General features: G+C 73.8%; 17 protein-coding genes. 8 read left to right on the top strand and 9 right to left on the bottom strand.

From position 1 onward, the window contains the following. Positions 1–7 precede the first annotated feature (7 nt). Both ACFVQG_RS09705 and ACFVQG_RS09700 read right to left on the bottom strand, forming a co-directional pair. Positions 8–1,144 (bottom strand): M24 family metallopeptidase, encoded by a 1,137-nt coding sequence (locus ACFVQG_RS09705; protein WP_383378775.1) that lies wholly within the window; start codon positions 1,142–1,144, stop codon positions 8–10. Positions 1,145–1,181: 37 nt separating this feature from the next. Next, positions 1,182–1,670: a hypothetical protein gene (locus ACFVQG_RS09700; protein WP_383378773.1), complete on the bottom strand. Its 489-nt coding sequence runs from the start codon at positions 1,668–1,670 to the stop codon at positions 1,182–1,184. Positions 1,671–1,846: 176 nt separating this feature from the next. Between ACFVQG_RS09700 and ACFVQG_RS09695 the strand changes: the two genes are divergently transcribed. Both ACFVQG_RS09695 and ACFVQG_RS09690 read left to right on the top strand, forming a co-directional pair. Then, the gene (locus ACFVQG_RS09695; protein WP_383379748.1) at positions 1,847–4,156 is read left to right on the top strand and encodes a LuxR C-terminal-related transcriptional regulator; all 2,310 of its coding nucleotides are present in this window, start codon (positions 1,847–1,849) and stop codon (positions 4,154–4,156) included. 535 nt (positions 4,157–4,691) lie between these two features. Continuing rightward, entirely contained in the window at positions 4,692–6,245 is a 1,554-nt protein-coding gene (locus tag ACFVQG_RS09690) for an APC family permease (protein WP_383378771.1), read from the top strand. Here ACFVQG_RS09690 and ACFVQG_RS09685 read toward each other — a convergent pair whose 3' ends face one another. The 3 genes from ACFVQG_RS09685 to ACFVQG_RS09675 are packed head-to-tail and all read right to left on the bottom strand — an operon-like array spanning position 6,246 to position 7,709. Beyond that, positions 6,246–6,458: a hypothetical protein gene (locus ACFVQG_RS09685; RefSeq protein WP_383378769.1), complete on the bottom strand. Its 213-nt coding sequence runs from the start codon at positions 6,456–6,458 to the stop codon at positions 6,246–6,248. Between the two features lie 59 nt (positions 6,459–6,517). After that, the gene (locus tag ACFVQG_RS09680) at positions 6,518–7,126 is read right to left on the bottom strand and encodes an NAD(P)H-dependent oxidoreductase (protein ID WP_383378767.1); all 609 of its coding nucleotides are present in this window, start codon (positions 7,124–7,126) and stop codon (positions 6,518–6,520) included. 25 nt (positions 7,127–7,151) lie between these two features. Beyond that, positions 7,152–7,709, bottom strand: a complete 558-nt coding sequence (locus ACFVQG_RS09675; RefSeq protein WP_383378765.1) for a hypothetical protein — start codon at positions 7,707–7,709, stop codon at positions 7,152–7,154. A gap of 62 nt (positions 7,710–7,771) precedes the next feature. Between ACFVQG_RS09675 and ACFVQG_RS09670 the strand changes: the two genes are divergently transcribed. Together ACFVQG_RS09670 and ACFVQG_RS09665 are read left to right on the top strand one after the other, a co-directional pair. Continuing rightward, positions 7,772–10,975, top strand: coding sequence for a CHAT domain-containing protein (locus ACFVQG_RS09670; RefSeq protein ID WP_383378763.1), 3,204 nt, complete (start codon positions 7,772–7,774; stop codon positions 10,973–10,975). Between the two features lie 32 nt (positions 10,976–11,007). Further along, positions 11,008–13,410: an ATP-binding protein gene (locus ACFVQG_RS09665; RefSeq protein WP_383378761.1), complete on the top strand. Its 2,403-nt coding sequence runs from the start codon at positions 11,008–11,010 to the stop codon at positions 13,408–13,410. Here the strand turns inward: ACFVQG_RS09665 and ACFVQG_RS09660 are convergent. Next, positions 13,407–14,633 (bottom strand): low temperature requirement protein A, encoded by a 1,227-nt coding sequence (locus tag ACFVQG_RS09660; RefSeq protein WP_383378759.1) that lies wholly within the window; start codon positions 14,631–14,633, stop codon positions 13,407–13,409. The genes ACFVQG_RS09665 and ACFVQG_RS09660 overlap by 4 nt on opposite strands. 114 nt (positions 14,634–14,747) lie before the next feature. Between ACFVQG_RS09660 and ACFVQG_RS09655 the strand changes: the two genes are divergently transcribed. Then, on the top strand, positions 14,748–15,461 hold the full coding sequence (locus ACFVQG_RS09655; protein WP_383378756.1) for a hypothetical protein: 714 nt from the start codon (positions 14,748–14,750) through the stop codon (positions 15,459–15,461). Here the strand turns inward: ACFVQG_RS09655 and ACFVQG_RS09650 are convergent. Continuing rightward, the gene (locus tag ACFVQG_RS09650; protein ID WP_383378754.1) at positions 15,415–16,119 is read right to left on the bottom strand and encodes a TetR/AcrR family transcriptional regulator; all 705 of its coding nucleotides are present in this window, start codon (positions 16,117–16,119) and stop codon (positions 15,415–15,417) included. The two genes, ACFVQG_RS09655 and ACFVQG_RS09650, sit on opposite strands and share 47 nt — an antisense overlap. 118 nt (positions 16,120–16,237) lie before the next feature. On the opposite strand from ACFVQG_RS09650, the gene ACFVQG_RS09645 reads away from it, so the two are divergent. Next, entirely contained in the window at positions 16,238–17,251 is a 1,014-nt protein-coding gene (locus ACFVQG_RS09645) for a medium chain dehydrogenase/reductase family protein (protein WP_383378752.1), read from the top strand. Positions 17,252–17,329: 78 nt separating this feature from the next. Here ACFVQG_RS09645 and ACFVQG_RS09640 read toward each other — a convergent pair whose 3' ends face one another. Further along, complete coding sequence (locus ACFVQG_RS09640; RefSeq protein WP_383379745.1) at positions 17,330–19,735, bottom strand: lamin tail domain-containing protein; 2,406 nt, start codon at positions 19,733–19,735, stop codon at positions 17,330–17,332. A 294-nt stretch (positions 19,736–20,029) separates the two neighbouring features. On the opposite strand from ACFVQG_RS09640, the gene ACFVQG_RS09635 reads away from it, so the two are divergent. Both ACFVQG_RS09635 and ACFVQG_RS09630 read left to right on the top strand, forming a co-directional pair. Further along, positions 20,030–21,013 (top strand): ATP-binding cassette domain-containing protein, encoded by a 984-nt coding sequence (locus ACFVQG_RS09635; protein WP_383378750.1) that lies wholly within the window; start codon positions 20,030–20,032, stop codon positions 21,011–21,013. Next, complete coding sequence (locus ACFVQG_RS09630; protein ID WP_383378748.1) at positions 21,010–21,804, top strand: ABC transporter permease; 795 nt, start codon at positions 21,010–21,012, stop codon at positions 21,802–21,804. Before ACFVQG_RS09635 ends, ACFVQG_RS09630 begins: the two co-directional genes overlap by 4 nt. Here the strand turns inward: ACFVQG_RS09630 and ACFVQG_RS09625 are convergent. Continuing rightward, positions 21,782–24,907 (bottom strand): ATP-binding protein, encoded by a 3,126-nt coding sequence (locus tag ACFVQG_RS09625; protein ID WP_383378745.1) that lies wholly within the window; start codon positions 24,905–24,907, stop codon positions 21,782–21,784. The genes ACFVQG_RS09630 and ACFVQG_RS09625 overlap by 23 nt on opposite strands. Positions 24,908–24,962 lie beyond the last annotated feature (55 nt).

The raw sequence follows: 24,962 nt of genomic DNA, 5'->3' as shown, positions 1-24,962 counted from the left end.
GAGCGCCTCAGGCGACCACCGCCAGCTCCTGTGACGCCCTGCTCAGTGGGCAGGCGCCGGTCTCCGTGCAGGTCAGGGTGGACTCGAGGCGGACGCCGAAACGGCCGGGCAGGCGCAGGGAGGGCTCGATGGCCAGGCACATCCCCGATGCCAGGGGGAGCGGTTCCTCCTCCGTGAGGTAGGGGGGTTCGTCGATGGTGATGCCGATGCCGTGGCCGGTGCGGGGGGTGCGGTAGGTGCCGTAGCCCGCCTCCTCGATGACCGTGCGGGCCGCGCGGTCCACCTCGTGGCAGGGCACGCCGGGGCGCACCGCCGCCGCGGCGGCCCGGTGGGCGGCGCGGACCACCTCGTGGACCGCCCGCTCCTCGGGGGTGGGCTCGCCCACGTGGACGGTGCGGGTGGTGTCGGAGCCGTAGCCGTCCTTCAGGCCGCCGAAGCCGAGGACGACCATGTCGCCGGGCTCGATGACCCGGTCCCCGGCGGTGTGCCGGGGGTCGGCGCCGTTGGGCCCGGAGCCCACCACGGTGACGTCGACGCGGCTGTGCCCGTGCGCCCGCAGCAGCCGGGCCAGCTCGGCGGCCACGTCCGTCTCCCGCCGCCCGGCGAAGCGGGCGTCGAGGATCTCCTCGTAGACGGCGTCGGCGGCGGCTCCCGCGGCGGCCATCCGGGCCACCTCGTGGTCGTCCTTCACCGCGCGCAGCAGCGGCAGCGCCACGGCCAGCGGCCGGTAGGCGGCGAGCGGCAGGGCCTCGCGCAGGCCGGTCAGGTGCAGGGCCCAGGTCACCTCGCACACGCCGTAGTGGCCGCTGGGGCGCAGCAGACCGGCGGCGGCCGCGTACGGGTTCTCGCCGTCGCGCCAGTCGGTGATCCGCACGGCGCCCGCGCCCGGGGACGCCTCCGCGGCGGGGCGCTCGGTCACCGGCACCAGGAGCCGGGGTTCCGCCTCGGGGACGACGACCAGGAGGGTGAGGCGGCCGGAGTCCGGGCGGGGCCGGTGACCGCACAGCCGCACGAGGTCCACGCTCCCGGTCGTCAGCAGCAGCCCGGCGAGCCCGGCGTCGACGGCGTCCCGGGCGGCCCTGGCCATCCGGGCGGCGTAGTCCCGCTCGGTGAAGCAGACCGACGTCCCGTCCTCCACGACCATCAGGGGCCCGCCACGTCCGCCACGTCCGCCACGACCATCAGAACCGCACCGCCCTCACCGTCTCCGCCTTCACCTCACCGGACAGGTCATGGGTACTGCGGGCGGTGGCCGTCTGTGTGCCCCCGGCCGGTACGTCGGATACATGGACGACGACGGTGTCGAGGAACCCGCCGTCGCTGCCGGTGAAGTCGACCTGCACCGCGAAGGACTTCCGGGAGTCGGCGGTGTTGTGGACGGTGATCTCGACGGTGGTCCGGCCGTTGTCCTCCGTGGGCGCGCCGAGCCGGACGTCCTTCTTGACGTCGATGCCCTCCCGGATCTCGTCCAGCCTCCGCCCCGCCTCCGCCGTCGCCGAGGCCCAGACGTCCGCGGCGTTCGACGCGGCCGACTCCACGGCGGACGCGGCCTCGCTGACCGACTCGGCGGGGGTGTCCTCGTCGCCGTCGGCCCCGCAGCCGGTCAGCACCGCGCCCGCGAGCACCGCCGCCGCCACCGTCGTACCCGCCACCACCCTGTGACCGGCCATCTCGCCTCCCGCCGTCCGCTTACTCCAGTGAAGTCCCGCGCGCCGCCCACCGCACGTCGAGCACCACGCGCCCCCGTCCGCCGGTCGTTCACTCGCGCGCGGGACGACCGCCCCGTTCACGCTCGGGAACCGACTGCCTACGCTGTGATGACCGGATGGACGACAACGGGGGACGCATGGGGTACGGCTTCGGGCAGCGGCGGGGCGGGCAGCTCCCCGTGGATCTGACCAGCTTCGTCGGCCGCGGTGAGGAACTCGCCCTGCTCGGCGCCGCGCTGGAGCAGTCGAGGCTGGTGACGCTGGTCGGTCCGGGCGGGGTCGGGAAAAGCCGTACGGCGCTGCGGGCGGCGGGCGCGCTGGCGGAGCGGGGCCGGTTCGCGGACGGGGTGCGGCTGGTCGAGCTGTCCGGGCTGCACGACCCGGAGCTGGTCCCGGCGACGCTGGCGGGGGTGCTGGAGCTGCCGGAGCAGTCGGGGATGACCCCGTTGGACGCGGTGGTGGAGCATCTGCGCGGACGGGGGCTGCTGCTGGTGCTGGACACCTGTGAGCACCTCGTCGACGCGTGCGCCATGCTCTGCGACATCCTGCTGCGCGAGGCCGCCGGGCTGAGCGTCCTCGCGACCAGCCGTCAGCCCCTGGACGTCCCCGGCGAGCACTGTGTGCCGCTCGCCCCGCTGCCCGGCGAGGACGCCGCCGACCTGTTCCTCCAGCGCGCGGCGGCGGTCACCGGCGACGCCGGGGCGACCGGCCCCGACCGGGAGCGGGTGCTCGCCCTCGTCGACCGGCTCGACGGCATCCCGCTGGCGCTGGAGCTGGCGGCGGTACGGCTGCGGGCGGTGCCGCTGGCGGAGCTGGTGGACCGGCTGGAGAGCCGGTTCGAGGTGCTCACCGGCGGCCGTCGCACCGTACTGACCCGGCACCAGACGCTGCGTACGGCGATCGACTGGTCCCACGACCTGTGCACCCCGCGGGAGCGGCTGCTGTGGGCGCGGCTGTCGGTGTTCGCCGGGTCCTTCGGGCTGGCGGCGGCCGAGCGGGTGTGCGCGGACGGCGCGCTGCCCGCCGGGCAGGTGGTGGAGGCGCTGATCGGGCTGGTGGACAAGTCGGTCGTGCGGCGGGTGGGCGAGGACGGCGGCCGGGGGCGCTACCGCATGCTCGACACCCTCCGGGAGTACGGCGCCGGGCACCTGGCGGACACACCGGACGCGGGCGGCCCGGTACGGCTGCGGCACTTCGCCCACTACGCGGAACTCGGCGCCCGGTTCTGGGACGGGCTGCTCAGCGGGGCGCAGGTCGCGCTGCACCGGGCCGTGCGCGAGGACATCGCGGATCTGCGGGCGGCCCTGGAGCACGGCCTCGCGGCGCCGGAGACCGCGCCGGACGCGCTGTGGCTGGCGGCTCGGCTGGGGCCGTACTGGCGGGCGGCGGGCACCATCTCCGAGGGCCGGTACTGGATCGGCAAGGGCCTGGACCGCACCCCGCAGGACTGCCCGCAGCGGGCCTGGGGGCTGTTCATGACCGGCGTGCTCGGGGTGTGGACGGCGGATCTCACGGCCGCGCTGGAGAGCTTCCCGCGGGCGCGCGAGGTGGCGGTGCGGGTCGGGGAGCGGCGCGTGGAGCTGTTCGCGGACGCCTATCTCGGCGCCATGCGGGCCCTCGGCGGGGACGTCGACGGCGGTCTGGCGGCGCTGGAGCGGGCCCGGCTGCGGATCGTCGCCGCCGGGGACGGGCTCGGCATCGGCGTCGTCCACTACGAGGGCGCCCTGCTGCGGGCCGTGCTCGGCGATCCGGCCGGGGCGCTGAAGCTGTGCGAGACCGGGCTCGCCCACCTGGAGGGCACCGGCGAGTGCCAGCTGTACGCCTCCACGCTCACCGTGGAGGGCATGGTCCGCTGGCTCTCCGGCGACCACGGGGAGAGCGCCGAACCGTTCCGGCGGGCCCTGGAGGCGGCCGGTGAGGTCGGGGAGGTGCTGGTGGCGGCGCTGGCCTGCCTCGGCCTCGCCTGGGACGCGGCCCGGCGCGGACGCCAGGTGCGGGCCTGCTGGCTGCTGGGCTACGCCGAACACGCCCGGCGGCTCGCGGGCGACCCGGTGGCCATGCTGCCGAGGCTGCTGGATGAGCAGGAGGCGGTGCAGCGCTCGGTGCGGGCGGCGCTCGGCGACGCGGAGTTCGAGCGGTGGCGGGAGGTGGGGGCGCGGATGTCGGGGCGGCAGGTGCTGGAGGCGGTGCGCGCGGACGCCGACGCCGTCCCCGCCGGGGCACCGGCGCCGCCGCCCGCCGCGCCGCCCGCCCGGTCCCGGACGGTGGCGAGCCTGACCCGGCGGGAGCGGGAGGTCGCGGCGCTGGTGGCGCGCGGTCTGTCCAACCGGGAGATCGCCGGGCGCCTCGTCATCTCCAAGCGCACGGTGGACGCCCACGTCGAGCACATCCTGGCCAAGCTGGGGATCGCCTCGCGGACGGAGATACCGGCGGTGGCGGGACCGTAGTGCCTGGGCGTCCGGCAGTACCTACGTCCGGCAGTACCTGGGCGTCCGGCAGCATCTGGGTGTCCGACGGCATCTGGGTGTCCGGCAGCATCTGGGTGTCCGACAGGTACCTAGGTGTCCGACGCTCGCCGGAAGTAGGTGTACGGATCTTCCGCGGCCCGTGCTGTGCCGACCCGCGCGGCGGGGCAGGCTGGTGGTGCCGTCGGCGGGAGGGGCCCGCCGGGTGCCCGCAGCTGTCGTATCCCCCACGGCTGTCATGGCGGGGCGCCCACCACCGCGCCCCCCGCCGACGGCACTCCACCGTGACGCAGGTCACGCAGCAAATTCGGAACCGGACATTCCGGACCGGCCTGCGGTTCCCGTACCCGCCGCGTTCGCCGGATGACCTTGCGCCGCTCGGTCGGAGCGCCTTCACGCCCATGAAATCAATGGGAATTTTGCCGATGTGCCCAGTGAATATAAGGTGCGATGAGCTGCTGGCCTGCATCCGGTCGACCCAAATCCATGGAAATCGCAGCACTTACTGTCCCGTGTCATGACACACACGGCGATACGGCCGCCCCGGGCCGATGACAAGACGCAGGACGTGCGCGGCAAGGGCCTCGGTGGCAACTCCGTCGGCCTGCTCGGCAGCGCGGTCATCGGTGTGTCCACCGTCGCCCCGGTGTACTGCCTCACCTCCACGCTCGGCTCCACCGCGGGCGAGGTCGGCCTGCAGATGCCCGCCATCTTCCTCGCGGGCTTCCTGCCGATGCTGCTGGTCGCCTTCGCCTACCGGGAGCTGAACCGGGCCGTGCCGGACTGTGGCACCTCCTTCACCTGGACGGTCAAGGCGTTCGGCCCGCACGTCGGCTGGATGTGCGGCTGGGGCCTGGTGATCGCCACGGTGATCGTGCTGTCGAACCTGGCGGGCGTGGCGACGTCGTACTTCTGGCTGCTGGCGGGCGAGGTCACGGGCAGCGAGTCGGTCGCGGCCCTGGACGGCAACAAGGCCGTGCACATCGGCACCTGTCTGCTCCTCATCGCGGTGGCGACGGCGATCAGCTACCGCGGCATGACGACGACGAAGGGCGTCCAGTACGCGCTCGTCGGCCTCCAGCTCCTGGTGCTGGCGCTGTTCGTCGCGATGGCGCTGAACAAGGCGAGCGGCCCGGACGCCGTGCTCCCCGGCGGCGTGGACTTCTCCTGGTCCTGGCTGAACCCGTTCGAGGTGGGGTCGTTCGCCGCCTTCAGCGCGGGCCTCTCCCTGTCGATCTTCATGTACTGGGGCTGGGACGCCTGTCTCACCACCAACGAGGAGACCGTCGGCAGCGACCGCACGCCGGGCCGCGCCGCGCTCATCGCCATGGTCGTCCTGGTCGGCTCCTACCTGCTGACCGGTGTGGCCGCGCAGCTGGCCGTCGGCAGCGGCGGCGCGGGCCTGGGCCTCGCCAACCCGGAGACCTCGGACAACGTCTTCGCGGCCCTGGCGGGCCCCGTCATGGGCGAGACCCTCGGCATCCTCCTCTTCGTCGCCGTCCTCGCCTCGGCCACGGCCAGCCTCCAGACCACCTTCATCCCGGTGGCGCGCACGGTCCTCGCGATGTCGACGTACGAGGCGCTGCCCGCGTCGTACGCCCGCGTCCACGAGCGCTTCAGGACCCCGGGCCGCGCCACGGTGGCGGCGGGCGTCGCGACGGGCGTCTTCTACACGGTCATGACCCTGGTCAGCGAACACGTCCTGATCGACACGATCTACGCCCTAGGCCTGATGATCTGCTTCTACTACGCGCTGACCGCCTTCGCCTGCGCCTGGTACTTCCGCGCCGAACTGACCCGCTCCCCGCGCGACACCCTCTTCAAGGGCGTCTTCCCGGTCCTCGGCGGCATCCTCCTCACGGCGGTCTTCGCCAAGACCCTCTACGACATGTGGGACCCGGCCTACGGCAGCGGCTCCGCCGTCCTCGGCGTCGGCTCGGTCTTCGTCATCGGCGTCGGCCTGCTCCTGCTGGGCCTGGTCATCATGGCGGTCATGCGCCGCCGCAGCCCGGCGTTCTTCCGCGGCGAGGTACTGACGACGGGGACTCCGGCGCTGGTGGTCAACGACTAGTCACGCCAGGACGAAGGGCAGCCTCCCCGCCAGGCCGTCACCCAGCGCGCCCCGCTCCCGCCCGCTCGGCGCCCGCCGCCCGGTCCCGACCAGCAGGGCGTTCCGGTCGGAGAAGAGATCCGCATCCGCGTCCACATCCGCGTCCACATCCGCACCCGCGTCCGCACCCGCACCCGCATCCGCGTCCACATCCGCACCCGCGTCCCGTTCCACGTCGGCACGGTAGTGCACGACGCGGAACCGAGGACCCGTATCGGCCCCGTCGGCTCGGCTCACCCCACCAGCGCCGCCGCCAGCCCGCGCGCCTCCCGCAGCCACTCCTCGCGCGTCTCCGCCGCCGAGTCCGTCACCGTGCGAAAGACCTTCCGCCGTACGTCCGTCACCCCGACGTACGGCAGCACGCAGGCCGCCCAGACGCGCTGCAACGGGTCGCCGAACTCCCGCTCCTCCCGGTCGGCCGGGGTGTCGGAGGTGTTCAGGACCAGCGCCCGGCCCGCCTTGAGCAGGCCCGCGGGCTCGCCGTCCGCCGTGCCCAGCTTGTAGGCGACGCCGGGGACGAGGACCCGCTGCACCCAGCCGGTGAGGACGGCGGGCGGCATGCCCCACCAGTTGGGGTGCACGAGGACCAGCGCGTCGAACCCGGCGACCTCCGCCCGGTGCCGGGCCACCAGCGGGTCGGCGGCCCCCGCCGTGGCCCCGACCGTGTCCGTCTCCGCCGCCGACAGCAGCGGCGGGAACCCCTCCGCGTACAGGTCGTGGGCGACCACCTCGCAGCCGAGGCCGCGCAGTTCGTCGGTCACCGCCGCGAACAGCGCGTGGTTGAAACTGTCCGGGCGCGGGTGGGCGACGTACACACCCACCCGTCCGCGTGTGCTGTCCACCGGTCGGACCTCCTGTCAGGGGCGTTCAGCGGCTGACCATGTCGAGTTCGTAGCCCGCGCGTTGCAGTTCGATCGCCGTCTCCTGGATGTCCTCGTGGCGGAACTCCCGCCAGAGGGAGAGTAGTTCGGCGACCGGGGCGAGCAGGCTCACGTTCTCGAAGCGGGCGGGGGTGCCCCACAGCGGTTCGATCGCGGTCAGCCCGTGCGGGGTGTCGCCGAGCACCTCGAAATCGTACGGGTGCCAGTTCAGGGTGTGTTCCTCGAGGCTCGCGTCGAGGACGACCAGGCCGTTCGCGTAGGGCTCGCCCGGCATCTCCAGGCCGGTGCGCAGATCGCGGTCGTCCCAGGCGACGAGGAGGCGCGTCGCCATCAGCACCGACGGGAACAGCCCGAGGCCGGTCAGCGCGGTCGCCGCGTCCGCGCCACGGTAGAAGGGGCGGCAGGTGATGAAGCCGATGTACGGCTGGTCCATGTCCTCGGCCAGGATGTGGACCTGGGGGCGGAGGCAGGCGCCGTGCTCGCGCATCAGTTCCTCGGCCGTCTCGTGGATGGCGCCGGACAGGGCCTCGACAAGATCCGTCATGCCGTCACGCTAGGGGGCGGACCGTATCGTTCGGGTGAGAACCGGGGAGTTGGGGGCTGTGGATGCGGGAGACGCGTGAGCGGTGGGTCGTGGCCGTCCGGTCCCGTGCCGGGGGTTCGGCCGGGCCGTACGGGCTGCTCGGGGACGACGCCCTGAGCGAGGCGGAGGAGCTGTTCCGCCACACGGCGCGTACGGCGGACGTCGTCGAGACCTGCCATCTCGTCGGGCAACTGCACTGGCAGCGGGGCATCGCCCTCGCCGACGAGCGCGCGGTGCCGGAGATGCGGACGGCGGCGGCCCTGCTCACCCTGGTCGCCCTGTGCGCGCCCGCCCTCCCCGTGCCGGAGCCGGTGCGCCGGTCGTGCGGGGCGGCGTCCGGCGGCCCGTACGCGCCGGGGCGCACGCCGACCTGGGAGGACCTGCTGCAAGTGCTGGCGCTCAGACTGGACGACGGCGCCGACGCGCACACCGCCCGGCTCACGATCGCCGCCGCGCGCCACGCCGTGACCGACCTCGCGTCACCGGGGCGCCTGCGCGTCCTCGGCATGGCCTGGCAGCGGCTCTACGAGCACACCGGGGAACCCGCCGCCATCGAGGAGGCCGTCACCACCGCCCGCCGCGCGGTACGGCACTCGCCCCCCGCCAGCCAGGACCGGACGATGTCCCTGCACAACCTCGCCGAGGCGCTGCGCGTCCGCTTCACCGGCACCGGCGACCTCGACGCCCTGCGGGAGGCCGTCGGCGCCGGGCGGGCGGCGGTCCTCGAGCAGACGGACACCGACGACAAGCGGTACATCGCCCTGGGCGGCCTGGCCGACTCCCTGCGCATGCTCCACGAACGCACCGACGACCCCGGCCTGCTGGACGAGGCCCTGCGGCTGAGCACCGCCGCGCTGAAGGCCGTACCGCCCGGCACGCAGGCCCCCGCGGCGGTCCTGGTCAACGCCACCGTGCTGCTCCGGCAGCGCTTCGAGCGCACCGGCGACCCCGGCGACCTGGAGGAGGCGATCGCCCTGATGCGCCGCGCGGTCGATGCCGCGCCCGCCGGTACGCCCACCCAGCTCGCCGCCCTCCACAACCTCGGCGGCATGCTCCTGACGATCGCCGCCCGCACCGGCGATCTGACCGCCCTGGACGAGGCCGTCGACACCGCCGACACCGTCGTACGGGCCACCCCGGCCGACCACCCCGACGGGCCGCGCTACCGCTCCACCCTCGTGGACATGCTCAAGGAACGCCACCAGCGGACCGGGGACCCGGACGCGCTGCACCGCGCGGTGACCCTCGCCACCCAGGCGCTGGCGGCGACGCCCGAGGGCCACCCCGACCGCTGGATGCACCTGGCCAACCTCGCCGTCGTCCTGAAGACCAGGGCCCGGCACACCGACGACCTCGACGACGTGCGGCGCGCCCTCGGCCTGGAGCGCGAGATGGCCCGCCTCGCCGACGGCGCTGGCCGCCACCGGGCCGCCGCGCTGACCAACCTCGGCAACACCCTGCGGTTCTGCTACGACCTCACCCGCGACGCCGACGCGCTGGCCGAGGCGATCGCGGTGGGCCGGGCCGCCGTCGCCGGGACCGGCGAGGACCACCTCGCGCGGGCACAGTGCGAGGTCAACCTCGCGCTGTCGCTGCGCACGGCCGGGGCCCACGAGGAGGCGACCGGCCTGCTGCGGGCCGCGGCGTCCCGGCCCACCGCCCGCACCGGGATCCGGATCTCCGCCGCCCGCGACTGGGCCGAGCTGGCCATGGCGGCCGGACGGCCCGCCGAGGCGGCGGACGCCCTGGCGCTCGGCGTCCGGCTGCTGCCCCGGCTGGCGGCCCGGAGTCTCGTACGGGCGGACGCGGCCCGCTGGATGGCGGAGTACTCCCGGCTGGCGAGCGACGCGGCGGCCTGCGCACTGGCCGCCGGACGCCCCGAACAGGCCGTCGAGGTACTGGAGATGGGGCGCGGCGTGCTGCTGGCGCAGGCCCTGGAGTCCCGTACCGACCTCACCGAACTGCGCGACCGCGCCCCGGACCTCGCGGACCGCTTCGCGCACCTGTGTGCCCGGCTGGACGACTCCACCGCCGGGCAGGAGACCGACGAGGACGACCCCGACCTGCGCCGCGGGCTCGCCCAGGAACTCGACGCCCTGCTCGACCGCGTCCGCGCCCTGCCCGGACTGGCGGGGTTCCTGCTGCCGCCCCGCGCCGCGCGGCTCGCCGCCGAGGCGCACGCCGGGCCGATCGTCATGGTCAACGTCAGCCGGTACCGCAGCGACGCGCTGGTCCTGACCACGGCCGGGGTCGAGGTGTGCGAGCTGCCGGGCCTGGACCCCGGCACCGTCCACGACCGCCTCACGGACCTGCGCGTCCTCCTCGACGGCGGCACCGGCGACGCCGCCCTGGCGGGGGACCTGCTGCCGTGGCTGTGGGACGCGGTGGCGGCACCCGTCCTGGACCGGCTCGGCCTCACCGGCCCCCTCCCGAAGAACCCCGCCGACGCGCCCCGCCTGTGGTGGATCCCCTGTGGCCCCCTGACCCACTTCCCGCTGCACGCCGCGGGCCGCCACCTTCGGACACCGCGCGCCACGGTCATGGACCGCGTCGCCTCCTCGTACACCCCCACCGTGCGCGCCCTGTCCCACGCCCGTGCCCGGCAGACCGCCGCCACCGGGCGAACCGGTCGCCCCCCGATGCTCGCCGTCGCCATGCCACGGACCCCCGGACAGGCCGACCTGCCGGGCGCCGAGGCCGAGTTGCAGCGCCTGGCCCGCTTCCTCCCGGACGCCGAGCGCCTCGTCGGTGCGGAGGCCACCTGCCGGGCCGTCCTCACCCGCCTTTCCGCCTACCCCTGGGCGCACTTCGCCTGCCACGCGGGCGCGGACCCCGAGGACCCCTACCGCAGCCGACTGCTGGTCCACGACCACGCCACCGACCCGCTCAGCGTGCTGGCGATCTCCCGGCTGCGCCTGGAGACCTCCGAGTTCGCCTACCTCTCCGCGTGCAGCACCGCCGTCACCCGCGGCGACCTCGCCGACGAGGCCCTGCACGTCGCCACCGCCTTCCAACTCGCCGGATTCCCGCAGGTCGTCGGCACCCTCTGGCAGGTCAACGACTCCGTCGCCGTGGACATCGCCGAGCGCGTCTACGCCCACCTCACCGCCTTCGGCCACGACGCCACCCGCACCGGCGCCAGCGTGCACGCCGCGCTCCGGATGGTCCGCGACCGGTATCCGGCGCACCCGACGGTGTGGGCCGCGCATCTGCACATGGGGGCGTGAGCCGGGCGATGGGGTCCTCTAGGTTGGGGCGCATGCGAGCTGCGGAGCCGTCGGGGAGGGCGCGCGGGTTACCGGCCGAGCTGACGCCCTTCGTCGGACGGCGCGGCGAACTGGCCGATGTGCGCGGGCTGCTGTCCGCGTCCCGTCTGGTGACGCTGACCGGCGTCGGGGGCGTGGGCAAGACGCGGCTGGCCCACCAGGTGGCCGCCACCCTCACCCGTGCCTTCCGGGACGGGATCCACGTCGTCGAACTCGCCGGGCTGCGCGACCCCGGACTGCTGGTGGAGACCGTGGCCGCCGCGCTGGGCCTGCGCGACCAGAGCGCCCCCCTCACTCTCGACGTGCTCGCCGAACACCTCGGCGGCCGACGCGTCCTGCTGGTCGTCGACAACTGCGAGCACCTCGCCACCGAGTGCGCGACCGCGCTGGACGCCCTGCTGCGCGCCGCGCCCGGCCTGCGCGCGCTGGCCACCAGCCGACACGTCCTCGGCATCACGGGCGAACAGACCTACGAGGTGGCCCCGTTCCCGGTGCCGTCCCCCGACCACGCCCCGACGGCCGCCGAACTCAGCGGCTGCCACTCCGCGATCCTCTTCGAGCAGCGGGCGGCGGCCGTGCTGCCCGGCTTCCGTATCGACGGGGACAACGCCGCCGCCGTCGGCCGCCTGCTGCACCGCCTCGACGGGCTGCCCCTCGCCCTGGAACTGGCGGCGGCCCGGATGCGCACCCTCACCCCGGGGGAACTCCTCGACCGCCTCGACGACCGTTTCGCCGTCCTCACCGGCGGCAGCCGCGCGGCGCCGCCCCGGCAGCGGACCCTGCGCGAGCTGATGGACTGGAGCTACGACCTCTGCTCCCCCCAGGAGCGCACCCTCTGGGCGCGCGCCTCCGTCTTCGCCGGTGGCTTCGATCTGGAGGCGGCGGAGGCGGTGTGCTCCGGGGCCGATCTGGCGCGGTCCGCGGTGGCCGACCTCGTGCACGCCCTGGTGGAGAAGTCGGTGCTCACGCGGAGCCCGGCCGGGGAGGAGGACGGTCGGGCGCGGTACCGGATGCTGGAGACGGTGCGGGAGTACGGGCAGGGGCGGTTGGTGGGGGCCGGGTCCCGCGCCGGGGGCCCCGAGGGCAGGGCGGAGCCGGGAGCCCGCCCTGACGCCCTCGCCGTCCACCGCCGCCGTCACCGTGACCACTGTCTGGACCTCGTCCGCCGCGCCCAGCGGGAGTGGTTCGGCCCCGGGCAGATCCCCTGGCTGACCCGGCTGCGGCGGGACCACGCCAACCTCCGCGCGGCGCTGGACTTCTGTCTCAGCACCCCCGGTGAGCAGGGCGCGGGGCGGGAGCTGGCGTCGCTGCCCCACCACTACTGGATCAGCCACGGCGCGCTCAGCGAGGGCCGCCACTGGCTGGCGCGGCTGCTGGACACCGGCGAGGACGAGCCCACCCGCCTCGCAGCCCTGGGCACCTACGCCTACCTCGGCGTGCTGCAGGGCGCGGGCGCGGCGGCGGTCGAGGAGTACGAGGCGCTGGCGGAGCGTCTCCAGGACGCCTCCGCGCTGGCGTGGGCCCGGCACCACCGCGCCCTGCTGGCGTTCTTCGGCGGCGAACCGGAGCGGGGCACCGCACTGCTGGCGGAGGCCGTGGCCCGGCACCGGGCGGCCGGTGATCTCACCGGCGTGGCCGAGTGCACGTTCAAGCGGGCCATCGTGGAGACGCTGCTCGGCCACACCGACCTCGCCCTCGCCCTGTGCCGCGAGAGCCAGGAGATCACCGCGGCGCACGGCGAGTCCTGGACCCGCGCGGACGCCCTCTTCGCGGAGTCACTGGTCCGCCGTCAGACGGGCGACCGGTGCCGCGCCGACGCCCTCGCGCGGGACGCCGTACGGCTGTTGCGCCCGCTCGGTGACCGCTGGGGCATCGCCCTGTGCGTGGAGGTGCTGGCGTGGAGCGCGGCGGACGGCGCGGATCCGGAGCGCGCCGCGTGTCTCCTCGGTGTCCTGCGCACGCTGTGGGAGTCGGTCGGCGGGACCTTCTTCGTGGCGCCCTTCATGCGGGTGTCGCACGACCGGTGCGAGCGGGACACCCGCGCGGCCCTGTCCCCACGGGACTTCGACCGCGCCCTGCGCCGGGGCGCGGCCCTCTCCCTCGCCGACGCCCTCACCTACGTACTCGAGGAACCCGCGCCCACCACCCCGCCCCCGGAGCCGTACGCGCGCACGTCCCTCACCCGTCGGGAGCGGGAGGTCGCGGACCTGGTGGCGGCGGGCCTGGCCAACGCCGAGATAGCCGCCACGCTGGTGATAGCCCGCCGCACGGCGGAGACGCATGTGGGCCGCGTCCTCACCAAGCTGGGCCTGACGTCCCGTTCCCAGCTGGCGGCCTGGGTCCATGACAACCGTGACGCGCCAGGGAAGCCGGTAGGGGTCCCGGAAACCCTTTAGGCGCCCCGGAGTTCGCGTCGTACCTCCGCGTACCGCGCGCCCTCCACCATGATCAGCCCGGCCAGCACCACCGCCACGCCGCCCAGCCCCGCGAGCGGCGGGAGGGCGGCCAGGGCGGGGATGAGGGCGAGCAGCAGCAGGGCCGCCACCAGCCGGGGAACGCTCAGCCCGATCCCGGTCAGCCCCTTGAACAGCAGCAGCCCGGCCAGGTACAGCGCGGCCCCGCCGCACAGCGCCGTGGCGTAGAACCCGCCGAGCCCCTTGCCTTCCTCGGCGTGTTCGAGGACGCCCTCGATGCCGAGTGCCGTCAGCACGATCCCGGCGACGATCACGTAGTGGACGTACGAGTACGCCACCAGGGCCAGCCGGGCGCGCGGTCGGCCGCGTACGCGGGAGAGCCGGTGTTCGGCCTCCAGGGCGAGGATGTCGAAGTACAGCCACCACAGGCCGATCGCGATGGCGATGCCGAGGGCGGCGCCGATGATGAGCTGGGTGCTGACGGGGTGCTGGGCGGCACCGACGCCGATCGCGGCGATGGACTCCCCGATGGCCAGGATCATGAACAGCCCGTACCGCTCCGACCAGTGACTGGCGCTGTGCACCCGCCAGTTGCCGCGCCGCGAGGTGAGGTAGACGATGCCCCAGTCCACGGCCAGCGCGCACGCGAACAGCAGCGTCTGCACCCGGCCGCCCACCAGCGCCCCGGTGACCAGCAGCGCCGCGCTGAGCAGCAGCGGCGGCCAGGCGACGGCGACCTGGTGGCGCAGCCCGCTGTCCTGGACGGCGGTCGCGGCGGCGCTGTAGACGACCAGGTGGATACAGCGGACGACCAGATAGGCGCCGACCAGCACCACGGGTCCGTAGAGCCCGCCGTCCATGTCGTGCCAGGCCTCGGGGACGGTGAGCGCGACGACGAACATGGCCGCCATCGCCGTACCCATCCCGGCCCGCAACAGCCCTTCGTCCGCGCGCGCCTGGTTGCCGAGCCAGGTGTAGGCGGACCAGGTCCACCAGAGCAGGGCGAGCAGCAGCATGCCCTGCACGACACCGTGCGCGGAGTGCTCGTGCGCCATGTACCCGGTGATCCGGGTGACCGCGAAGACGTAGACGAGATCGAAGAACAGCTCGAACGTCGTGACCCGGTGCCCCTCCAGGGTGGGCACGGTGCGCGCCCACCCGCCGCGTTTACGCACCAGGGCATCGGACTCTGCCGGTTCAGCCATCGCGGGGACCTTTCGCCGGTGAGCGGGGTTACGTATTTTCACCGACGCCCGCACGGGGCGCATTCTGCCACCGTCGTCCCCGTGGTGACCTTGGTCAGGGGGAGTGATCGGCGAATGAACGGACGGCGGCGGGTTCCTGCGGTCGTGGCACTGCTGGCGACGGCGGCCCTGCTGTCGGGCTGCGGTGGCTCCGACGACTCCGGGGAGGGCTCCGGTGAGTCGTCGCCGCAGACCTCGACCGGCACGTCGGGGGGCGGCCCCCTGGACGCGGCCGCCCTGGAGAACGCGGCGATCGCGGAGGCCGACCTCCCCGGCTACACCTTCACCGTCTTCCAGCAGGGCGACGCGCTGGGCAGCAAGGGCGCACCGGCCGACCCCGCCGTCTGCCAGCCCATCGAGGACATCCGCCTGCGCTCCCCCGAGCCGGAACCGGCGGCGGCCTCGGCCCGCTCGGTCCACCCGGAGACGGACCCCGGCGAGACGTCGATCGAGCTGTACGCCTACGCGAGCGCGGCCGACGCGGAGGAACTCCTCACCGGACTGCGCACGGCGACGAAGGACTGCCCCGCCGGGTACGAGGACGACACGGGCCTGAACCCGACGGTCACCGCCCTCGCGGACCCCGACCCGGGGCCCGGTGACGAGGCGCTCGCCTACCAGCGAGAGCTGTCCGGCACGATCCACTGGTACCAGGTCGTACGCAGCGGCCCGCACGTGGCCGTCTTCGGCTGGAAGTCCCTGAGCGCCCACAAGAACGCGGGCGCCGCTCCGCAGGACGTGATCAACGCCCAGCTGAAGAAGCTGACGGAGGCGTCGGGGGCTGGCTGATTCCGGTCAGGTCCGCCAGTTCGGCCGCGAAGAGCAGGGCCGGGTCGAAGCCCATGCCCGTGTAGTGCCCGGCCAGTTCGAGGGACAGCGTGCCGTGGAGGCGGGTCCAGAAGGTCAGGGCGCGGTGCAGGGCGGCGGGCGGGGCGGGGTGGTCGGCGGCCCACTGGCGGTGGGTCGCCAGGTGGGCCTCCAGGTGTTTCTCGAGGGGGGACGCGGGGGCGGGTGACGGCAGTTCGGCGCAGGCGTCGAGCAGGGTCGTCATGATCTCGGCGGCGATGGTGGTGACGTCGTCGGGGGCGTGGTAGCCGGGGACCGGTGTGCCGTAGACCAGGAAGTACCGCTGGGGGTCCGCAAGGGCCCAGTCGCGCATCGCGTGGGCGAGGGCGGTGAGGTCGGGGCCGGTGCGCGCGGCGGCGCCGAAGGTGTCGGCGAGGCTGCGGTAGGCGTCCCTGATGAGCGCGGTGATCAGCTCGTCGCGGCTGGCGAAGTACCGGTAGAGCGCGGGTCCGCTCATGCCCATCTGCTTGGCGATCGCGTTGAGCGAGAGCGCGGAGGCGCCCGCCGCGGCGATCTGTTCCCACGCGCGCTCCTTGATCTCCGCGCGCACCTGCGCGCGATAGCGCTCGCGCGGGGTCCTGGTGCCCTGGTCCGGCCGCACTGGTCGCCTCCTCCCTCTCGTCTTGTTAGAGGCTATCACGAGAGTGATTGACACTCGCCGTGCCGTCGAGTTATAACTTGTAACGAAAGCGAAGGCGACTAATCGGCTGGAGGCCGTCATGAACGCGCTCGTGGAAGTCGTCCTGCCGGGGGAAGTCGAGCCCGAAGGGCTCCAGGTCCGCCATGGCGGCGCCGTCCCCTCGCCCGGCCCCGGGCAGGTCGTGATCCGGATGGAGGCGACGGGAGTCTCCTTCGCCGAACAGCAGATGCGCCGCGGGCGGTACTACGACCAGCCGCCGTACCCCTTCGTCCCCGGCTACGACCTCGTCGGCACGGTGCTCACGCCCGGGGACCTGGCCGGTACCCGCGTCGCCGCCCTGACGAAGGTCGGCGGCTGGGCCAGCCATGTCGTCGTCGACGCGGCGGACGTGGTGCCGGTACCCGACGGGATCGACGCGGCGGAGGCCGAGACCCTCGTCGTCAACGGCGTCACCGCCTGGCAGATGCTGCACCGCAAGGCCCGCGTCCGCGCCGGGCAGACCGTCCTGGTGCACGGCGCCAACGGCGGCGTCGGCTCGGTCCTCGTCCAGCTCGCCCGTGCCGCGGGCATCGAGGTGATCGGCACCGCCTCCGCCCGGCACCACGAGCACCTGCGCGCCCTGGGCGTCGTCCCCGTCGACTACCGCACCGAGGACATCCCCGCCCGCGTCCGCGAACTGGCCCCCGAGGGAGTGGCGGCCGTCTTCGACCACGTCGGCGGACCCGGCATCGTGGACTCCTGGCGCCTGCTCGCCCCCGGCGGCACCCTCGTCTCCTACGGCACCGCGTCCACCCGGGACGACACCGGCTCCAAGCAGTGGCCGGTGCTGAAGCTGCTCGGCCGGGTGTGGCTCTGGAACGCCCTGCCCAACCGCCGCCGCGCCTACTTCTACAACGTCTGGGCCGGGCGCGCCCTGTCCAGGTCCCGCTTCCGCGACCGGCTGCGCGCCGACCTCACCCAGGTCTTCACCGCCCTGCAGCGCGGCGATGTCACCGCCCGCATAGCCGGTCGGTTCCCGCTCGACCACGCGGCGGAGGCGCTGCGGCTGGCGGAGTCGGGGACCGTCGCCGGGAAGGTCGTGCTCCATCCCTAGCACCGCACAGGGACGGCGCGCCCGGCAGGGCGTGCGCCGTCCCCCGGCCTTCAGTGCCTGCTCACGGCACTGCCGATGTCACTTACGGCACTTGCTGACGTCGATCCGCACGATCTGCGGGTCGTGGTCGCTCGCCTGGTCGGCGAACTCGGAGTTGATGTGGACGATGTCGTAGTCGAAGTGCGTGATCGCGGGGCTGGTCAGCGTGTGGTCCAGCGTCTGCGAGTTGCCGTCGAAGACGTAGGTGTACCGCTCGGCGGCGGGCAGGGTGCTGACGAGCGGGTTGAGGACCCCGCCGTCGGTGAGCGTGGAGACCGTCTGCGAGAACTCGAAGTCGTTGAGGTCACCGAGGACGACGGCCTTGGCGTTCTTGTCCGCCGCGAGCAGCGACTTGACGAACGTGTTCACCTCGGCGGCCTGCTGGTGGCGCTTGGTCTCGCTGCTGCGGTTGGGTTCCTGGTAGCGGCCGTGCAGCGGCTGGTCGCCGCCCTTGGAGCCGAAGTGGTTGGCGATCACGAAGACGCTCTCGCCCCGGAACACGAACTCACCCACCAGCGGCTTGCGGCTGCTGTCCCAGGCGTCGCTGGTCGGGTTGATCCGGCCGGGAGAGTGCGTCAGCCGGGCGCCCTTCTTCGTCTTCACCACGCTGGTGGCCGTGGTGGCGTCGCCGCCCGGCCGGTCGGCGAAGGAGACCCGCTCGGGGTTGTAGAGGAAGGCCAGCCGGATGTTGCCGCCGGGCTCGCCGCCGTCCTGGTTGTTCTCGGGGGAGACATAGCGCCAGGAGTAGCTGGGGCCGCCTGCCGCGCGGACGGCGTCGGTGAACCGCTTCAGCGTGGCCTCGGCGGTGACGGTCCCGTCGTTCACGGCGCCGTTGTCGTCCTGGATCTCCTCCAGGGCGACGATGTCGGGCGAGCGGAGGCTCACGGCGACACCCTCGGCGAGCCGGTCGAACTTCTCCTGGCTGTCCAGCGCGTCCAGGTTCTCCACGTTGTACGTGGCGACCGCCAGCTCCTTCCTGGACTGGCGCCGGGTCACCTCACGCTGGAGCCCGTTGTCCACGACGGTGCCCAGGCGGGTGGCCTGGAGGTTGTAGCCGCCGTAGGTGGCGTAGTCGAGCGGGCCGCTGGTGGTGCCGGTCAGCTCGTCGCCGACGTTCACCACCGGGAAGTCGGCCGTGGTGTCGAGCGACATCACCTTGATGCGGCCGGTGTTGGGCTGGTCGTAGCCGGAGTAGAGCGTTCCACCGCGGGCGCTCGGGCTCTCGTCCGGCTTGACCGTCACCCACAGCTCGTCGTACTCGGTGGTGCCGCCGACCACGCGGACGTCGGCGATCTCGGTGCGCATGCCCTCGAGGGACTCGTAGAAGTCGAGGGCGTAGACGGCCGGTTCGAGCGGGAGCGCCTCGATGCTGCCGCCGCCCGCGGTGGGCACATAGCCGTCCGGGACGCTGTCCTCGTCCAGTGCCACAGCGCCGGGGACCGGGTTGCCGCTGGAGAGCACGGTCGCGGTGGGGCCGGTGATCTGGGTGAGCGACTGGGTGGTGCTGCTCGGGTAGTACTCGGTGACCTTGCCGCTCACCAGCACCGAGTCACCGACGGACACGGTGGGCGTGGCCGACCCGGTGTAGACGAAGACGCCCTCACTGGTGCGCGGGTCGGCGTCGGCCTGCGGGTCCTGGATCCAGTAGCCGCGCGAGCCGGAGGTGCGGACGCCGGTGACGACGCCGGGCACCCGGGTGACGGTCTGCCCGGCGAGCGGGGAGACCCGGGTGGTGCCCTGGATGTCGTGCACGCGCACGGTGCCGGGCTCGGTGGAGCCACCGCCGTCACCGCCGCCGTCGCCCGAACCGGGCCCCTGACCGGCCGAGTTGACCGGCGACGGGGTACCGGCGGCGAGGTCCGCGGCGTTGTCGTCGGTGTCGGCCAGCGAGGCGGCACGGGCGACGGACGCGGTGTTGGAGGCGCCGGTGGCGGGACCGCTGCCCTCCCGGACGACCGCGCTGCCGAAGCCCACCAGATCGACGATCCGGCTCTCGGCGGCGCAGTCCGCGGCGGTCTTGCAGGTCAGCGCGGTGGTGCCGGAGACCAGGGCGACGGTGCCGTTGGTGGCGCTCATCGCGATGGAGCCGGTGGCGTCGGGCGTGGGCAGCGCGGTCGTCCCGCCGGTGCCCGCCGCCTCGGCGACCAGATAGCGCCCACCGGCCGCGACGGATCCGCTGAGCGCGGTCACCTGCCACTGCGAGGACGCCGACGGCGATCCGGGCAGGTACTGCACGCTGTATCCGGACAGGTCGTAGGCCCCGGACCCGGCATTGCCCAGCTCGACGAAGTCCCGGACGAGCGTGGCACCCGAGTTGCCGCCCCCGCCGTACACCTCGGAGATCACGACCGTGGTGGACGGCGCCGCGAAGGCGGCGGGCAACGCGGTGAGCGCGAACGCCCCCGCCACGGCGACGGATATCACCGGATAGACGGCACGGCGCACGCGCCGTCTGTTACCTACGGATCTGGACACGCTGGCGGTCTCCTCGTACTTCAGGTGCGTCACAGGACGTGGGTGAGTCGGCTCAAGTTACGCGCGTAGAGGGGGAGTCGCCAAGAGGGGTGAGGTTAATTCCGGGGAACGAAAAGGACGATCGGGCGGGTTTCAGCGCGCCGGGGCGCACTCCGCCGTCCTCCCCGGCCCGGGACCGTCCGTCCGTGCCCCCTGAAACCCGGCGCCCGGCCCTGAAACCGCGCTGAAGCCAGCCTGAATGCGGGCCCCCGCAAGCTTCCCGGCATGAACACAGCGACGACAGACACCCGGCAACCCGCCATAGCCGCCACCGGACTGCGCAAGTCCTACGGCGACAAGCTGGTCCTCGACGGCATCGACCTCCACGTCCCCACCGGCACGGTCTTCTCCCTCCTCGGCCCGAACGGCGCGGGCAAGACCACGGCCGTCAACATCCTCTCCACGCTGATCTCCGCGGACGCCGGAGAGGCCCGGGTCGACGGCCACGACCTCACCGCCCACGCGCAGGCGGTGCGCGCCGCGATCGGCGTCACCGGACAGTTCTCGGCGGTGGACGGGCTGATCACCGGCGAGGAGAACATGCTGCTCATGGCCGACCTGCACCACCTGCCCAAGCGGGAGGGCCGCAGGGTAGCCGCCGAACTGCTGGAGCGGTTCGACCTCACCGACGCCGCGAAGAAGCCCGCCTCCACCTACTCCGGCGGCATGAAGCGCCGCCTCGACATCGCCATGACCCTGGTCGGCAGCCCGCGGGTCATCTTCCTCGACGAGCCGACGACGGGCCTCGACCCACGCTCCCGCCACACCATGTGGGGCATCATCCGCGAACTGGTCGCGGGCGGCACCACCGTCTTCCTCACCACCCAGTACCTGGAGGAGGCCGACCAACTCGCCGACCGCATCGCCGTGCTCAACGGCGGCAGGCTGGTCGCCGAGGGCACCGCCGAGGAGCTGAAGCGGCTGGTCCCCGGCGGTCATGTGCGGCTGCGCTTCAACGACCCGGCGGCGTACGAGCGGGCGGCCACCGCGCTGCGCGAGAGCACCCGGGACGACGAGGCGCTGGGCCTGCAGATCCCCAGCGACGGCAGCCAGCGCGAGCTGCGCGCCATCCTCGACTGGCTCGACGCCGCGGACGTCCAGGCCGACGAGCTGTCCGTGCACACCCCGGACCTGGACGACGTGTTCTTCGCCCTCACCGGCGGCACCGCCACCCCCACCACCACCGCCCAGAAGGAGACCACGCGATGAGCACCCTCACCCACACCGTCCGCGACAACATCACCATGCTGCGGCGCAACCTGCTCCACGCCCGCCGCTACCCCTCCCTCACCCTGAACATCGTGCTCACCCCGGTGATGCTCCTGCTGCTTTTCGTCTACGTCTTCGGCGACGTGATGAGCGCGGGCATCAACGGCGGCGACGCGAACCGCTCCGACTACCTCGCCTACCTGGTCCCGGGCATCCTGCTGATGACCATCGGCGGCACGGCGCTGGGCACGGCGGTGTCCGTGGCGAGCGACATGACCGAGGGCATCATGGCCCGGTTCCGGACGATGGCGATCTCCCGGGCCTCGGTGCTGATCGGGCACGTGGTCGGCACGGTGATCCAGACCCTGATGGCGCTCGCCCTGGTCCTGGTCATCGGCATCGCCATGGGGTTCCGGCCGGACGCGTCGCCGGTGGAGTGGCTGGCGGCGGCCGGACTGCTCACCCTGGTCAGCCTCTCGCTGACCTGGATCGCGGTGGGCATGGGCCTGATGAGCCCGAACGCGGAGGGCGCCAGCAACATCGCGATGCCGCTGATGCTGCTGCCGCTGATCTCCACCGCGTTCGTGCCGGTGGAGTCCATCCCGGGCGGGTTCCGCTGGTTCGTCGAGTACCAGCCCTTCTCACCCGCCATCGAGACCCTGCGCGGGCTGCTGCTGGGCAGTGGGATCGGCACGAAGAACGCCCTCCTCACCCTCGGCTGGTGCCTGGGCCTGACGGTGCTCGGCTACCTCTGGGCCAAGGCGCAGTTCAACCGCGAGCCCCGGCAGTGAGTGCGCCCAGCGCCGCCTCCCGCACCTCCTCCCGCCCCAGGGCGGCGCAGGCCGACAGCGCGTCGGCGTACGCCGCCCTGTCGGCGTGCTCCGCCGCCTGCCGGGAACGCGCCGAGGACAGGGCGGGGTACTGCCGTACCACCGACATCCGCTCCGCCAGCGCCACCAGCCGCACGGCCGTGCGGTCGCCCTCGGCCAGCCCGGCGAGTCCGAGGGCCAGCAGCACGGTCCCGTACACCGGCAGACGGGTGGGAGCGGCATCGTGGGAGAGCTTCCCCACCAGCCGTTCCCTCAGGTACCCGACGAGGGCGGCGACCGGCTCCAGCCGCCCGTGGTGCGCGTGCGCGGCCAGCGCCGCCGACTGCACCTCCAGCGCCCACGGGTCGGCGAACGGGTCGGCCGCGTGGGGCGCCGCCCCCTCCCGCACCCGCTCCGCCGCCTGCCGCCACAGCCCGAGCCCGACCTCCGTCAGCCCCCGGGCCAGCGCGATCTCCGCGCGGGCCGGAAGGTCGGAGGCGAAGGTGTGGGCGGAGTCCGGCTGTTGGCCGGTGGCGGCGAGCCGCAGCCAGTACTCCGCCTCGTCGATCTCGCCCCGTTGCAGACAGGCGAGGACCAGCCCCCAGTGCAGGCCACTGGTGCCCGACCAGTCACCGACGCCGTCGAGCCCGTCGAGCGAGGCCCGCAGATGGTCGTAGGCCTCCGCGCTCCGCTCCTGCTGGAGACAGAGATCGCTGAGCCGCATATGACCGAGCAGCACCATGGCCGGGTTGTCGAGCGGAGCCAGCACGTCCAGCATCCGACGGGCGTAGTGCAGGGCGAGTTCGTTGTCGTTCTCCGACTGCCAGACATAGCTGGCGACACCCGAGGCGATGCCCGCCAGCATCGGCGCGTCGGCGTCGCACAGCTCCCGCAGCCGCGCGTACCGCGGCGGCTGGATCTCCGGCACGGCCAGCAGCACGACCGCCAGGGCCCGCACCCAGGTGTCCGGCGGGGCGGGCGGCAGCCTGCGCAGGGTGACGAGCTGGCGGACGGCGCGGGGCCCGTGGCCCATGAAGACGGCGGCGACACTGGAGGCGGCGGCGCTACGGGTCGTCTCGACGTCCTCCGGCCCGGGACGGAAGTGGGACAGCGGCCCCCCGGTCTCGGCGACGAGCTGGGCGAGCCGGGTGTAGCTGGAGCCGGTGGACCACAGGGCGGCCAGTACGGCGGTGACGGCGGCGGTGGTCGGCCCGTCAGCGCGGGCCAGCGCGTGCCGCATCGCCAGTACGAGGTTGTCCTGCTCGGCGCGGATCCGCGCCCAGCGCGACGACGACCCCGCCCCGAACAGCACGCCGTGATGCGCCCGCCCGAACTCCCGTGCCCACCCCAGGAACCGGCCGGTGACCGCCTCCTCCTCCCCGGCCTCGGCCCGCCGTGCGGCGCTGAACTCCCGCAGCGTCTCCAGCATGTGGAAGCGCACCCCGGCGGGCGTGTCCCCCACCTTGACCAGTGACTGCTCGGCCAACTGCTCGAGCAGCGGCAGCGCGTCGCCCTCCCCGAGCACGTACTCCGCCGCGTCCCCGGTGAAGCCCCCGGGAAAGACGGACAGCGCGCGCAGCGCCGACCGCGCGTCGGGATCCAGCAGATTCCAGCTCCACTCCACCACCGCGTGCAGCGTGCGATGCCGCTCGGGCGTGTCCCGGGCACCGCCGCGCAGCAGCGCGAACCGGTCCCTGAGCCGACGGGAGATGTCGGCGACCGACAGCACCCGCACCCGCGCCGCCGCCAGCTCCACGGCGAGCGGCAGCCCGTCCAGATGACGGCAGATCTCGGCCACCTGGTCGGCGGGCAGCTCCACACCCGGCCGAGCGGCCCGCGCCCGCTGCTCGAACAGTTCCACCGAGGTGGCCAGCGACAGCTCCGGCAGCGCGTACACGGACTCGGAGGTCAGCCCGAGCGGCGCCCGGCTGGTGGCCAGCACCCGCAGCTCCCTCGACCGTGACACCAGCGCCTGTACGAGATCGGCGGCGCCCCGCACCACGTGCTCACAGTTGTCCAGCACCAGCAGCACGGCCCCACCCCCCAGCGCGCCGACTATCCGACTGACGGCATCACCACCCCCGACCCCGAGCTGCGGTCCCCCGTCCCCGAGAGCCGAGGCGACTTCCGCGGCCACGTCCTCGTCATCGGCGACACCCGCCAACGGCACGAAGTGCACCACACCCTGCTCGACCGCCCGCCCCACCGCGTGCGCCAACCGCGTCTTGCCCAGCCCCCCGGGCCCGACAACGGTCACCACCCGCGCCGCACGCAACATCCCGCCCACGGCGGCGACATCCGCGTCCCGCCCCAACAACGCGTTCGGCTCATGGGGCACCCCGTGCCGCACGGGCGCCGCATCGGCCCGCAGCAACTCCTGGTGCACGCCCCGCAGTTCCACCCCGGGATCGGCGCCCAACTCCTCCCGCAGCCCCCGCCGATAACCGTCGTACCGACTCAGCGCGGCTGCCCGCCCCGCGGTGGCGGCCTCACAGCGCAGCAACTCCGCGAGCACCTCCTCGTCCCGAGGCAGCTCCCGCACCAGCTCGGCCAACGCCCCCACCGCCTCCGCCGACCGCCCCAGCCGCGCGAGCGCCAGCGCCCGGGAACGCACCAGCGACCGGTACACCGGGACCCGCTCGGCCCGCAGCGCCGCCACCGGATCGTGCAGTTCCTCCCCAGCCCCGGCGCCCACGCTCCCGTCCCACAACGCCAGCCCCGCCTCGGCCCGCGCCAGCGCCCCCGCGTGATCCCCGGCCCGCGCCCGCTCACCACTGGCCGCCTCATGCACCAGCAACGCCGAAGCGTCCACCTGCCCCTCGTCCAGCGCCAGCCGGTACCCGGTCGCCGTACTCACGACCACCTCGGCCCCCACCTGCGCCCGCAACCGCGACACCAACACCTGTACGGCCTTCCCCGGCCGCTCCGGCAGCGCGTCCGGCCACAGCCCCTCCACCAGCCGCCCGGTACTGCACCCACTCCGCAACTCCCCGGCGAGCAACGCGAGCAGCCCGCGCAGACGGGGGGCGGTGATCTCCCGCCCGCGGCAGGTGACGTCGGACAGGAGGGTGAGTTCGGTGGTCACGCAGGCAGGTTAACCAGCGAAGGGACGTCCGGGCGGCTGTCGGCGGTCCCGGAAC

The sequence above is a fragment of the Streptomyces sp. NPDC057877 genome, from assembly GCF_042796855.1.
Lineage (GTDB): Bacteria > Actinomycetota > Actinomycetes > Streptomycetales > Streptomycetaceae > Streptomyces.
Note: the sequence above shows the minus strand (reverse complement) of the source record. Positions and strands in the feature narration are given on the sequence as shown.